Raw genomic sequence first — 13358 nt, forward strand, 5'->3', positions numbered from 1 at the left:
CACCACCGCCCGCCGATCCAGCAACGCCCGCGACGCCACCAGCGAATACGCCACATCCGCGACCGACAACTCAGGCCGCGCCACCAGATGCGCCCGCAACCGCTCCGCCTGCGCCCGCAACGCCTCGTCGTTCCGCGCCGACAGAAGCACCGGCACCGCACCGGCGGGCCGTGTCACGTCGACCGGCGCTTCCCCGGACCGCTCCTCGGCCGGCGCCTCTTCCAGGATCAGGTGCGCGTTCGTACCGCTCACACCAAACGACGACACACCCGCACGACGCGGACGACCCTCAACCTGCCACTCCCGCGCCTCGGTCAGCAGCCGAACCTGACCGGACTCCCAGTCCACGTGCGGCGACGGCTCGTCCACATGCAAGGTCGGCGGCAGCACCCCGTGCCGCATCGCCATCACCATCTTGATCACACCCGCCACACCGGCCGCAGCCGACGTATGACCGATGTTCGACTTGACCGACCCCAGCCACAACGGATCCCCGTCCCGCTCCCGGCCGTAGGTCGCCAGCAGCGCCTGCGCCTCGATCGGGTCACCCAGCTTCGTACCGGTGCCATGACCCTCGACCGCGTCCACCTCGGCCGGGGACAACCCGGCACTGGCGAGCGCCTGCCGGATCACCCGCTCCTGGGAAGGGCCGTTCGGCGCCGTCAGACCGTTGCTCGCACCGTCCTGGTTCACCGCACTGCCCCGGATCACACCCAGGATCCGCCGCCCGTTACGCCGGGCGTCCGACAACCGCTCCAGCACCACCAGGCCCACACCGTCGGAGAAGCCGGTCCCGTCCGCCGACGCCGAATAGGCCTTGCAACGCCCGTCGCGGGCCAGGCCGCGCTGGCGGCTGAACTCGACGAACAGGAAGGGGCCGGCCAGAACCGTGACACCACCGGCGAGGGCGAGGGAGCACTCGCCGGCCCGCAGCGCGGTCACCGCGAGGTGCAGGGCCACGAGGGAGGCGGAGCAGGCGGTGTCGATCGTGACCGCCGGACCCTCCAGGCCGAGGCTGTAGGCGACGCGGCCGGACATCACGCTGCTCTGGGTGCCGGTCACCCGGAACCCCTCCAGCTCGGGCAGCGTCGAGGGGCCGTAGTCCGAGGAGACGGTGCCCGCGAACACGCCGGTGTCGCTGCCGCGCAGCGTCGTCGGGTCGATGCCCGCGTCCTCCAGCGCCTCCCACGACGTCTCCAGCGTCAGCCGCTGGGTCGGGTCCATGGCCAGCGCCTCACGCGGGCTGATCCCGAAGAAGTCGGCGTCGAACGTGGTGACCGTGTCGACGAACCCGCCTTCCTGTGCGTAGGCGCTGCCCGGCCGGTCGGGGTCGGGGTCGTAGAGCCGCTCCAGGTCCCAGCCCCGGTCGGCCGGGAACGGGCCCATGGCGTCCCGACCGGACGCCACCAGCTCCCACAGCGCCTCCGGCGAGGACACGCCGCCGGGGAACCGGCAGCTCATGCCCACGATCGCGACGGGCTCGACGTCTCGCTGCTCCAGCTCGCGCACCCTCCGGTTGGCCGTGCGCAGTTCGGCCGTCACCCGACGCAGGTATGTGCGGAGCTTCTTCTCGTCGCTCTCCCGGCCACCGGTCATCTGGTCGTCACTCGTCATCCGCTCGTCGCTCATCGATCCGCTCCGGCCGTCATCCGTCTTTCCGGTCATGCGGATCCGAGCTCCTTGTCGATCAGGTCGAACATCTCGCTGTCGGAGACGAAGTCGAGGTCGTCCCCGAGGTCGTCGTCGGGGTCGTCGGGGCCGGTGCTCGTCGCGCTCAGCAGCGTCAGCAGCCGGTTGCTGAGCGAACGCAGGCGGGGCTCGGCGCCGGCCAGCCGGTGCGCGTCGCCGGACACGGCGATCAGGAAGGCCTCGAGCCGCTGCAGTTCCTCGTCGAAGGGCGAGGGGCGCTGTCCGGCGGTGGCTCCTCCGGCCTCGGCGAGGACGAGCCGGGCGACCTCGATCGGTGTGGGATGGTCGAAGACCAGCGTCGCGGGCAGGCGCATGCCTGCCACCTGGCTGAGCCGGTTGCGCAACTCGACGGCGGCGAGGGAGTCGAAGCCGAGTTCCTTGAAGGCACGCTCGGGGTTGACGGCGTCGGCGGAGGCGTGGCCGAGGACGGAGGCGACCTGGGTGCGCACGAGGTCCAGGACGACCTGCTCGCGGTCGGCCTCGGCCACACCGGAGAGCAGCCGCTCCAGCGAGCGGCCGTTGTCGGCGCGGCGGGCGGGGGTGCGGACCAGGCCGCGCAGCAGGGCGGGCAGCAGGCCGGACCGGGCCTGGTTGCGCAGGGCGCCCGGGTCCAGACGCACCGGCGCCAGCAGGGCAGCCTCGGAGCCGAGGGCCTGGTCGAACAGTTCCAGCCCCAGTTCGCTGGGGATCGCGCCGATGCCGGTGCGTTCCATGCGCGCGAGGTCGGCCTCGTCCATCTCGCCGGTCATGCCGGTGGAGTCGGACCACAGGCCCCACGCCAGGGAGAGGGTGGGCAGACCGGCCGCCTGCCGCAGGGCGGCGAGCGCGTCGACGGCGGCGTTGGCGGCGGCGTAGTTGGCCTGGCCCGCGTTGCCGAGCAGGCCGGCCGCGGAGGAGAACAGCACGAACGCCGACAGGTCCATGCGGGAGGTCAGGTCATGCAGGTGCCACGCGGCGTCCAGCTTGGGCCGCATGACGTGCCGTATCTGCTCGGGGCTCAGCGACTCGATGACGCTGTCGGCCAGCACGCCTGCCGTGTGGAGGACCGCGGTGAGCGGACGGTCGAGGGAGTCGAGCAGATCGGCGACCTGTTCGCGGTCGGCGACGTCGCAGGCGGCCACGCGTGCCTGCGCGCCGAGCGCGTCGAGTTCGGCGACCAGTTCGGCGGCGCCCTCGGCGGCCGGGCCGCGCCGGCTGACCAGCAGCAGGTGGCGTATTCCGTGCCGGGTGACGAGGTGCTTGGCGAACAGGGCGCCCAGGCCTCCGGTGCCACCGGTGATCAGCACGGTGCCCTCGGGGTCCGGCGGCGCCGGCACGGTCAGCACGACCTTGCCGACGTTGCGGCCCTCGCGCAGGAAGCGGAAGGCCTCGGCGCCCCGGCGTACGTCCCAGGCGCGGATCGGTGACGGGGACAGCGTTCCGCGTTCGAACAGGTCGGCGATCTCGACCAGCATCTCCTGGATGCGCTCCGGCCCCGCCTCCATGAGGTCGTAGAAGCGGTAGCGCACGCCGGCGTGCCGGTGCGCGACGGCCTGCGGATCGCGGATGTCGGTCTTGCCTATCTCGATGAAGCGGCCGCCACGCGGCAGCAGGTCCAGTGAGGCGTCGACGAACTCGCCTGCCAGGGAGTTCAGTACGACGTCCACGCCGGTACCGCCGGTGGTCTCGCGGAGGGCGTCGCGGAAGCCGAGGTCGCGGGAGGAGGCGATGCGCTCCGCCGGCACGCCCAGGGCGCGCACGGCGTCCCACTTGGCCGGGCCGGCCGTGGCGAAGACCTCGGCGCCGAAGTGGTGGGCGAGCTGGACGGCGGCCATGCCGACGCCTCCGGCGGCGGCGTGCACGAGCAGCTTCTCGCCCGCCTTCAGGTCGGCCAGGTCGACCAGACCGTAGTAGGCGGTCAGGTAGACGACGGGGATGGCGGCCGCCTCGGTGAAGGTGAGGTGCTCCGGCATGGGCGCGACCGTCTTGCGGTCGGCGACGGCGACGGGGCCGAAGGCGTCCATCACCAGGCCGAACACCCGGTCGCCGGGCTTGAGGTCGGTGACGGCGGAGCCGACTTCGAGGACGACGCCGGCCGCCTCGCTGCCCAGGGGCGCGTCGCCCGGGTACATGCCGAGGGCGATGAGCACGTCGCGGAAGTTGAGGCCGGCGGCCCGGACGGAGACGCGGACCTCGCCGACGCCCAGCGGGCGGGCGCCGTCGGAGGGCACGATGGCGAGGTTCGCCAGGGAGCCTTTCTCCGTGCTGGCCAGCCGCCAGGCCTGACCGGACGGCCCGGCAGCCGCGCGTGCCAGGCGGGGCGCCAGCAGGGCGCCGCCGCGCACCGCCACCTGTGGCTCGTCCAGTTCGGCCAGGGCGGTCCAGTCGGGCTGGATACCGCCGTCCGTGTCGACCAGCAGGAAGCGGCCGGGGTGCTCGGTCTGCGCGCTGCGCAGCAGGCCCCACGCCGGTGCCTGGGCCACGTCGACGGACTCCGCGCCCACGGCGACCGCGTGCCGGGTCACCGCCACGAGGGTGGCCTCGCCCAGCCACTCGCTGGCCAGCCACCGCTGTGCCAGGGCGAGGGTGCGTTCGGCGACCACGCTCGCGGCGTGGGCGGGATCGTCCGTGGCCGGGGTCTCGATCTCGGCGAGTACCAGGTCGACGACGCCCGCGGTTCCTTCGGCGAGCGCGGTCTCCAGGGCGGACAGGTCGGCGAAGCGCTCACCCGGCGCGTCGAGGTCGCCGAGGACCACGACGCGGACCTGCGACGGTGTTCCCGTGACGGGCGCCCACTCCAGCTGGAACAGCGTGTTCTGCCCGCCCCCGGCCGCCGCCAGCCGGCCCGGGTCCACGGGACGTACGGCGAGGCTGTCGACGGCGACGACCATGTCGCCGTTCTCGTCGACGACGTCGACGCGGAAGGCGGACTCGCCCGCGGTGGCGACGCGTACGCGCACCCGGGTGGACGCGGGGCGTCCGCACCGCACCCCGGACCAGGAGAACGGCAGGTCCGGGGCGGAGCCGGCCTCCTTGTCCACCATGCCGACGTGCAGCGCGGAGTCGAACAGTGCCGGGTGGATGGCGAATCCGTCCACGGCGGTGTCCTCCGGGAGGGCCACCTCGGCGTAGATCTCGGTGCCGCTGCGCCACACCGCCTGCACCCCCTGGAACAGCGGGCCGTAGTCGAGTCCGATGTCGGCCAGCCGCTCGTACAGGGCGTCGGCGGAGGACTCGACGGCCGCGACCGGCGGCCAGTGGGCGGGGAACGGCGTGATGGGCTCGGCGTCGGGGGCCAGTCGGCCGCGCGCGTGCCGGACGGCCTGCCGCGTGCCGTCCGGTCCGGTTCCGGCCTCGGCCAGGGAGTGGACGGCGACCTCGCGGCGGCCGTCCTCGTCGGCCCCGCCGACGGTGACCCGGATGTGCCGGGCGGTGCCCTCGTCGAGGGTCAGCGGAGCCTCGAGGACCAGCTCGTCGAGGAGTTCGCAGCCGAGGTGCCGGGCCGCGGCGAGGACGAGTTCGGCGAGCGCGGTGCCGGGCACGATCACCGTGCCCAGCACCACGTGGTCGCGCGTCCACGGCTGCGACTCGGTGGAGAAGCGGCCGGTGAACACCCACTCGTCGCGGTCGCCGACCTGGACGGCCGCCGACAGGACGGGGTGCCGCATCCGGTCCAGGCCGGCCGCGGTGACGTCACCGCCCTGCGCCGACGGCGTCAGCCAGTACTTCTCCCGCTGGAAGGCGTAGGTGGGAAGGTCCACCCGCTTCGCGCCGGTACCGGTGTACACCGCGTCCCAGTCGATCCGCACGCCCGCGGTGTGGGCCTGGCCGAGCGAGAGCATGAACCGGGTCAGTCCGCCCTCGTCGCGGCGCAGGGAGCCGACCACCGCGACCCGGCCGACCGCGTCCCGCGCCTCGATGGTCTCGTCGATCGCCATCGTCAGCACGGGATGCGGCGAGACTTCGACGAAGCAGCCCATGCCCTTGTCGATGAGGGCGCGGACGGCGGGTTCGAAGCCGACCTGGTGGCGCAGATTCCGGTACCAGTACGCGGCGTCCATCGTGGCGGTGTCGATGAAACCGCCGGTCACCGTGGAGTAGAACGGCACCCGGCCGCCCGACGGCTCCACCGGCGCGAGTGCCTCCAGCAGTTCGGCCTCGACGGCCTCCACGTGCGCGGTGTGCGACGCGTAGTCCACGTTGACGCGACGGGCCCGGACACCGTCACGCTCGCAGGCCGCCAGCACCTCGTCCAGCGCCTGCGGTTCACCGGCGACGACGACGGCCGCCGGACCGTTCACCGCCGCCACCGACACCCGGCCCCCATACCCGGCGATCAGCTCCCCGGCCCGCTCCACCGGCACCGCGACGGACATCATCCCGCCCAGACCGGCCAGACGCTCCCGCACCAGCACACTGCGCACCGCGACAATCCGCGCCGCATCCCGCAACGACAGACCACCGGCAACGTACGCCGCGGCGATCTCGCCCTGCGAGTGACCCACGACGGCGGACGGCTCCACACCGTACGACCGCCACAACGCCGCCAGACCCACCATCACCGCGAACAGAGCGGGCTGCACCACATCCACCCGCTCCAGCGACGGCGCCCCCGGCACCCCCCGCAGCACATCCTCCAGCCGCCAGTCCACGAACTCCGCCAACGCCTCACCACACGCGGCGACCTCCGCCGCGAACACCGGCGAGGAATCCAGCAGCCCCACCGCCATACCCACCCACTGCGCACCCTGCCCCGGGAACACGAACACCGGCTTCACACTCGAGCCGACGACCTGGCCCTCCGCCGTGTTCGCGGCCGGCTCGGCCGAGCTCAGATCGCTGAGGCCGGTCAGCAGGGCGCCCCGGTCGGTGGCCACGACCACGGCGCGGCGTTCGAGGTGGGCGCGTGTGGTCGCCTGGGCGAAGCCGATGTCCAGGTGGTCCAGCTCCGGACGAGCGATCAGGTGTGCGCGCAGGCGATCGGCCTGCGCGCGCAGTGCCGCCTCGCTGCGAGCCGAGAGCGGCACGAGAATCTGCGGCCGGGCGCCGGTTCCGTTCTCGCCGGCCGACTCTCGTGGTTCGGCCGGGGCCTCTTGCGGAGCCTCCTCCAGGATCACGTGGGCGTTGGTGCCGCTCACGCCGAACGACGACACGGCAGCGCGCCGCGGACGACCCTCGACCGACCACTCCCGCGCCTCGGTCAACAGCCGGACCTCGCCCGAGTCCCAGTCGATGTGCGGCGACGGCTCATCCACATGCAGGGTCGGCGGCAGCACCCCGTGCCGCATCGCCATCACCATCTTGATCACACCCGCCACACCGGCCGCGGCCTGGGTGTGGCCGAAGTTCGACTTGATCGAGCCGAGCCACAGGGGGCCGTTCTCCCGGTTCTGGCCGTAGGTCGCCAGCAGCGCCTCCGCCTCGATCGGGTCACCCAGCGGGGTTCCCGTCCCGTGCCCCTCGACCGCGTCCACGTCGGACGGGCGCAGTCCGGCGCCGGCGAGCGCCTGCCGGATCACCCGCTCCTGGGAGGGGCCGTTCGGCGCCGTCAGACCGTTGCTGGCGCCGTCCTGGTTGACGGCGCTGCCGCGCACGAGGCCCAGGATGCGCCGTCCGTTGCGCTTGGCGTCGGACAGCCGCTCCAGTACGAGCAGCCCCATGCCCTCCGCCCAGCCGACGCCGTCCGCGGCCGCCGCGTACGCCTTGCAGCGCCCGTCCGGTGACAGGGCGCGCTGGCGGCTGAACTCGACGAAGGCGCTGGGCCGGGCCAGCGTCGTCGCTCCGCCGACCACGGCCAGCGAGCAGTCCCTGGCGCGCAGGGCCTTGCTCGCCAGGTCGATGGCGACGAGGGAGGAGGAGCAGACGGTGTCCACCGTGACCGCGGGGCCCTCGAAGCCGAAGGTGTAGCTGATACGGCCCGAGGCCACGCTGGGCGACGACGCGATGGACAGGTAGCCCTCGATCTCCGGCCGTCGGTCGCTGAGGCTCGCGACGAACTGGTAGTCCGAGAACATGAGTCCGCAGAAGACGCCGGTGTCGCTGCCCTTCAGCGTCATGGGGTCGATCCCCGCGTCCTCGAAGGCTTCCCACGCCCCCTCGAGCAGCAGCCGTTGCTGCGGGTCCATGGCCAGCGCCTCGCGGGGGCTGATGCCGAAGAACTCGGCGTCGAACTCGGCCATGCGGTCGAGGAATCCGCCGTGGCGCGTGTAGGCCGTTCCGGGATGGTCCGGGTCCGGGTCGTACAGGTTGTCCAGGTCCCAGCCGCGGTCGTCGGGGAACTCCGAGATACCCGTGCGTCCTTCGGCGACCAGCGACCAGAGGTCCTCCGGCGAGGCCACGCCTCCCGGGAAGCGGCAGCTCATCCCCACGATCGCCAAGGGCTCGCCCGCCTGGTCGAGCAACTGCTGGTTCTGGCGCCGCAGACGCTCGGTTTCCTTCAGCGACTTGCGCAGGGCTCCGACGACGTCGTTCTTCTCGAGGGCCATGCTTGTTTCCCCACCTTCGGGCTCATGCCGGCAACCATGTGGTCGTCCTGCTAGATCCCTCGGGGGGCCTTTCAGATACAGCGATTCAAAAGCTTTTTGCGGATCGCCGCGGTGCCGGAGAAGTCACCGCTGGGCGGCCTGTCGATCGGACAGGCCGCCCAGCGGTGGAATCACGGTCACGCTTTTGTCGCGAGTGTGTCCGGCACTGATCTGCTGATGGTTCGCGTCAGGTCATCGCCGTTGTCGGTGAAGAAGAAGTGACCGCCCTCATGGGTGTCCAGAGTGAACTCCCCGGTGGTGCTGTGCTTCCACTCGGCCGCCTGTTCCTCCGTCACCTTGGGGTCGTCCTTGCCGATGTGCACGTGGATCGGCACGGAGAGCCGCGTCCCCGGCGAGCAACGGTAGGTCTCCGCGATGCGGTAGTCCGCACGCATGGGGGGCAGGACGAGGTCGATGATCTCCTCGTCCTGGAGCAACTCACTGCCCATGCCGCCGAGCAGTGCCATTTCCCGGAGAAAGACGTCATCGTCTTTGAGGTGTGTCTCCTCGTCCTTGCCCAGCATCGGCCCCACCCGGCCGCAGGCGAACAGGGACAGCGGCGCGACGCCCATGGTTTCCAGGCGGAAGGCCACCTCGAAGGCCACCAGTGCGCCCATGCTGTTTCCCAGCAGCACGACGGGCAGGTCGTTCCAGTCGCCCATGAGGCCGGCTATCTCGTCGGCCAGTTCCTGAACGGTCTTCCGGAAAGGTTCACGCCGACGGTCCTGACGCCCCGGGTACTGGACTCCGTGGACCTCAAAGTCGTCGAAGCCGCGCGCGAACTGGAAATAGAAGTTCGCCGAACCGCCGGCATGCGGAAAGCAAATCAATCTGGCCCTGGGGTCGTCCGGAGTGCTCAGCTTGCGGATCCAGAGCCCGAAGTCTTCTGCGGTAGCCATATCTGTCCTCCTGTCAGCCAGGCCGCTTTCGGCCGGCTTCAGCCGGCGTCGTGGGCCTTCTGCAACGCGACGTCCCCGGCTTCCGTCTGTGTTTCCTGCGGGGGAAAGCGGAGGAACACGGAGCAGGCGACCGCGCCCAGCAGCAGGAAGGCGACGGGCAGCAGGTTCGTCTCACTCAAGGCGGTGCTGTAGGGCTCGTGGAACGCGCTGGGAACCTCGGTGATGCTGCCTTCGGGCCGGTCCTCGCCACCGCCGATGCCCGGCAGGTGCACCTCGATCCGGTTCGTGAACAGCGCGCCGATCGCGGCGCTTCCGAGTACGGCGCCCATCTGCCGGTTGGTGTTGTAGATGCCCGAGCCCGAACCGGACTGGTGCACGGGGAGGTTGCGTGTGGCTATGGCGCCCAGCGGGCCCCAGACCATGCCGTTGGCGACACCGGTCACGCCGGTGGTGACCGAGAACAGCCACAGCGGCGAGTCCGGCTCCATCAAAAGGCTGTAGCCGACGGCCGTGAGGGCGAACAGCACAAAACCAACGGTCGTGAAGGTACGCGGATGCGTCTTGTCGGACAGTTTGCCGACGATCGGCGCGCAGACGCCGGTCATGGTCGCCAGCGGCGCGAAGATCAGGGCCGACTCCATCGAGGAGAGCCCTCGTACGCCCTGCAGATAGAAATACGCGGGCACGGTCATCGCGGTCACCGCGGCACCCATGGCCGCGATCCCCACGTTCGCCAGTGCGAAGTTACGGTCGCGGAACAGGTCCAGCACCAGCAAGGGCTCACCCTTGCTCCGCGCCTGCGTCACGACGAACAGCGCCAGCACGGCCAGCCCCGCCGCGATCGTGAGCCAGATACCGGTCGACCAGTCCTGGTTGTTGCCCTCCTGGAGGCCGAAGACCAGCAGGAACGTGCCCGCGCAGGACAGCACGATGCCGACCACGTCGAACCTGTGGTTCTCGGTTTCCAGCGCCGGCACCAGCTTCCAGGCGAGAACGAAGGCCAGGACACCGATGGGCACGTTGATCAGGAAGATCCACTCCCAGCCCGCGGAGTCCACCAGCAGGCCGCCCACGACCGGACCCAGCAGAAGCGAGACACCGACGGCGCCGCCCCACGCGCCCATGGCGGCGCCACGCTTGTCCGCGGGGAAGATCTTGGTGACCACCGCCATGGTCTGGGGCGTCATCAGCGCGGCCCCGAAACCCTGCACGGCGCGGGCCAGGATCAGCGTTTCGACGCTCCCGGCCACGCCGCACCACAGCGAGGCGAGCGTGAACACCACCAGGCCGACCATGTAGACGTTCCTGGGGCCGAAGCGGTCACCCAGCCGTCCGGTGAACAGCAGCGGCGCCGCATAAGTGAGCAGATAGGAGCTGGTCACCCAGATCACTTCGGAGACGTCGGCACCCAGCTCCTCCATGATCACGGGATTGGCGACCGCCACCACGCTCATGTCCAGCGAGATGAGGGAGAACCCGACAAGCAGCGCTCCTAGCGCCGGCCAGGGATTACGTTCAACGGTCACGGGTTTCCTTCCCGACGATTGCGGCCCGCGGGACCACCACACGCTCCCCCCTCGAGCTGGCTGTGTCCCTTTCCCACGCACCACAGATCCGGCCGCACCCGACTCGGATACAGCTGCGACGGAATTCCTCCGCAACTGTGGCGGAGGTCACATGTGCCGGGTCGGCCGGGTGCGGCGGGAAGGTGGCCACACCGAACAAGCCGGGAACCGCGTCAGTCGTCCTGACGCTCAGGCGGCCGTACGACGCCGATCGCCGGGGAGATTCGCTCTAGCACACCTGGTCGGCCGGTGCCGGCCGTGCGGCGGAAACGGTGTCGGCGCTTCGCGCGTCGTCGTCGTCCGAGATGAACGCATACAGCGCCTTCGCGTTGTCGAGCATGCTGCGGGGAGGCTGTCCGACAGCACCGCCAAGCCTGGCCAGCGCCTCTTCTCCCGATTCTGTCGCCTTCGCTTCGCCCGATCCGTTCATGCCACCCGCCCTCCACATGATGAATCATTAACTAAACAGAAACTGAGGTTATACGTGAACTCCAAAAGGAGCAATACCGTATACAAGAACCTCACTTGAGAGGAACCGACCGCCGTCCGACCGCGGCATCGGCGGGACCGGCCGGCAGTCGGGGACGCGGCCGGTGATGCACACGCGGAAGGCGCCTCCCGCCGGGACGACAGGAGTGGGGCAAGCCTGTCGTCCCGGGCCGGAAGGCGCCTTCAGTGAAACGCAAGGTCGGCGGTGTTCGCCGGATCAGCGGTGCTGCTCCAGGGCGAAGGTGCGCAGCCCGGAGCGCGTGATCGCATCGAGCAGTTCCGTCGCCCGCTCCGATCGCTCCGTCTCCCGCTGCAGAAGCTTCCCCAGGTGGGCCAGGCAGCGCGCCCGTATGGGTCCCAGTGAACCGCGCGGCATGCCCAGCGTGGCGCTGATCTCGTCGTAGGACATCGGCGGGTCGGTCACCAACAGCCCGAGCAGCGCCTGGCACTTCGGTGAGAGTGCGCAGTAGGCGAGCAGCACCTCGTTGTCGCGCTCCTTCGCCAGCGCCCTTTCCTCCGGGTGGTTCTCCGACGGCTCCGAGCGGTCGAAGACCGGTGAGTCCCCGACCGGCACGCTGCGGCCGGACTTCTCGATGATCTTGAGGCTCTCCCGGCGGGCCGACACCGCGATCCACTGGGCGAGCTTCTCGGGATCGCGGAGCTTGCCCAGGTGCTGGATCACCCGCATCCAAGTGGTCTGGCTGACATCCTCACTGTCGGCCGCGCTCAGCCTGTGGCCCCTGGCGATCGCCCATATCAGCGGCGTGTACCGCTCCACGATCCGGTTCCAGCTGTCTTGGTTCCCAGCCATGCAGTCGTCTACAAGCTCATTCAGCGTAGGCGTACGCATCTATCCCCCGTTTTTCAGTTCCCTGCCACCCGCTGATCACAAGATGGCGTTGAGCCCAGCGGCAGCAACTGCCAGCCGTTTCGCACCAGAACTCGTACAGGACACCCCGGAGGAACCGCCCGGGCATCCGCTCGAACCGAGCACCCCTCCTGCCGGGGCCGGCCGCGACCGCTCGGCAACACACCGGTGGGCGCGCCTCGGCAAGAAGGCATCACACCCTCCGAGCACGCAGGACTCCGGTTCGACGGCACCACCCCCGAGCCGCCGAGCGCCGCGGGTGGACCCGTACCGATCCCCTATTACCTACCGGTCGCGCCGGTCGCCCGCTCAATAACACGCGTCATGCGTTGCAGTCTAGGCAACGAATCGCACCGCCCCACCGCTCGTTCGCCGAACCTTCAAAGCAGCCAATGCCAGAATAAGTATGTCGAACAGTGCGGGAACTCGTCAAAGGTCCTTCCGCCAGGGCCGGTGCCGGCGCGACGAGCCCAGGAGTCCACCGGGCGGCCACAGTTGGCGGCGAGGCGCCCGTGACCTGCCCCTTCAGCGTGCGACGGGAGGGGGAATTTCCTATTCCGTCAGACGCGATGTGTCCTTGCTCACGACAGGATCACGCCTCATTTTACCATTCAATCAATCGGAAGGTGACTGGGACTCACCTATGAAAACCCCTCCCGCGAGCCGCGCCTGATAAGTTCAATCTTGCACCAGTCACCCATTCATCACACCCTCGCACCCACAGGGCCACCAAGAGCCGAACGGAGGGGACTCCGCCCACCACCCTGGCAGCGGGACCCCAGGGCGAGCATGTTTCCCGACCGGTAACTTAAGCCGAATTCCTCGCACCCCGGCCCCTATTGACTGGCGCGATCGAGATCTTCTATCTTCCATTCACGGAAAGCCATTTCCTGTGACGGGATTTCGGAACTTGGGATTCCGGGGGCGTCGGCCCGGCGAGGAAATCGCCTTCACGGTCGTCGGAGATCCCGCCGACGTCCTCTTCCGCTGCCGAGCCCGGTTCGATCGACCACGGCACCGGCCGACACCCGCCGAACACGGCGCCGCGCCCACCCCTTCGAGGGCCGGTGCCGCAGCACCGTACTCGACTCCCCCATGACCGCCAACGGTTGTCGGTCCGCCGCCCACGGCAACGTCCGGGCACGCCGCCACAGCTCGAGGGCGTCTCCGGCACACATCGAGATCATCAACGGGAGGAATCCTCATGGAGGCAAGGCAGCATGGTGCGCAGCTCTGAATCGGGAATTCCCATCGAACCGGTGTACGGGCCGGAGGCCCTGGAGGGCTGGGATCCGGCGGAGAAGCTGGGCGAGCCGGGGGCGTATCCCTTCACCCGGGGTGTGTA

General features: G+C 70.2%; 7 protein-coding genes. 1 reads left to right on the top strand and 6 read right to left on the bottom strand.

All coding sequences use genetic code 11. From position 1 onward, the window contains the following. From KUM38_RS38790 to KUM38_RS38815, 6 genes are all read right to left on the bottom strand, one after another. The coding region (locus KUM38_RS38790; protein ID WP_374227130.1) for a type I polyketide synthase at positions 1 to 1665 on the bottom strand (1665 nt) is incomplete at its 3' end. Next, positions 1662 to 8153 carry a type I polyketide synthase gene (locus KUM38_RS38795; protein WP_217136861.1) on the bottom strand — a complete coding sequence of 2164 codons (6492 nt, stop codon included), beginning with the start codon at positions 8151 to 8153 and terminating at the stop codon, positions 1662 to 1664. The genes KUM38_RS38790 and KUM38_RS38795, both read right to left, overlap by 4 nt. Before the next feature lie 176 nt (positions 8154 to 8329). Next, positions 8330 to 9091, bottom strand: a complete 762-nt coding sequence (locus KUM38_RS38800; protein WP_217136862.1) for a thioesterase II family protein — start codon at positions 9089 to 9091, stop codon at positions 8330 to 8332. A gap of 38 nt (positions 9092 to 9129) precedes the next feature. Then, a complete protein-coding gene (locus tag KUM38_RS38805) occupies positions 9130 to 10617 on the bottom strand; it encodes a DHA2 family efflux MFS transporter permease subunit (RefSeq protein WP_217136863.1) in 1488 nt (495 codons plus the stop codon). Positions 10618 to 10885: 268 nt separating this feature from the next. Continuing rightward, entirely contained in the window at positions 10886 to 11086 is a 201-nt protein-coding gene (locus tag KUM38_RS38810) for a hypothetical protein (protein ID WP_217136864.1), read from the bottom strand. Positions 11087 to 11362: 276 nt separating this feature from the next. Next, the gene (locus tag KUM38_RS38815) at positions 11363 to 11956 is read right to left on the bottom strand and encodes an RNA polymerase sigma factor (RefSeq protein WP_254398433.1); all 594 of its coding nucleotides are present in this window, start codon (positions 11954 to 11956) and stop codon (positions 11363 to 11365) included. 1277 nt (positions 11957 to 13233) lie between these two features. Between KUM38_RS38815 and KUM38_RS42610 the strand changes: the two genes are divergently transcribed. Beyond that, positions 13234 to 13358: methylmalonyl-CoA mutase family protein (locus KUM38_RS42610; protein ID WP_254398435.1), on the top strand; the 125-nt coding region annotated here is incomplete at its 3' end.

Source organism: Streptomyces sp. AC558_RSS880, from assembly GCF_019049255.1.
GTDB lineage: Bacteria > Actinomycetota > Actinomycetes > Streptomycetales > Streptomycetaceae > Streptomyces.

What these genes read in the sequence shown, in the direction of transcription:
- KUM38_RS38795 (WP_217136861.1), bottom strand. Translation starts at nt 8,153, where the DNA reads ATGGCCCTCGAGAAGAACGACGTCGTCGGAGCCCTGCGCAAGTCGCTG.
- KUM38_RS38800 (WP_217136862.1), bottom strand. Translation starts at nt 9,091, where the DNA reads ATGGCTACCGCAGAAGACTTCGGGCTCTGGATCCGCAAGCTGAGCACT.
- KUM38_RS38810 (WP_217136864.1), bottom strand. Translation starts at nt 11,086, where the DNA reads ATGAACGGATCGGGCGAAGCGAAGGCGACAGAATCGGGAGAAGAGGCG.
- KUM38_RS38815 (WP_254398433.1), bottom strand. Translation starts at nt 11,956, where the DNA reads ATGGCTGGGAACCAAGACAGCTGGAACCGGATCGTGGAGCGGTACACG.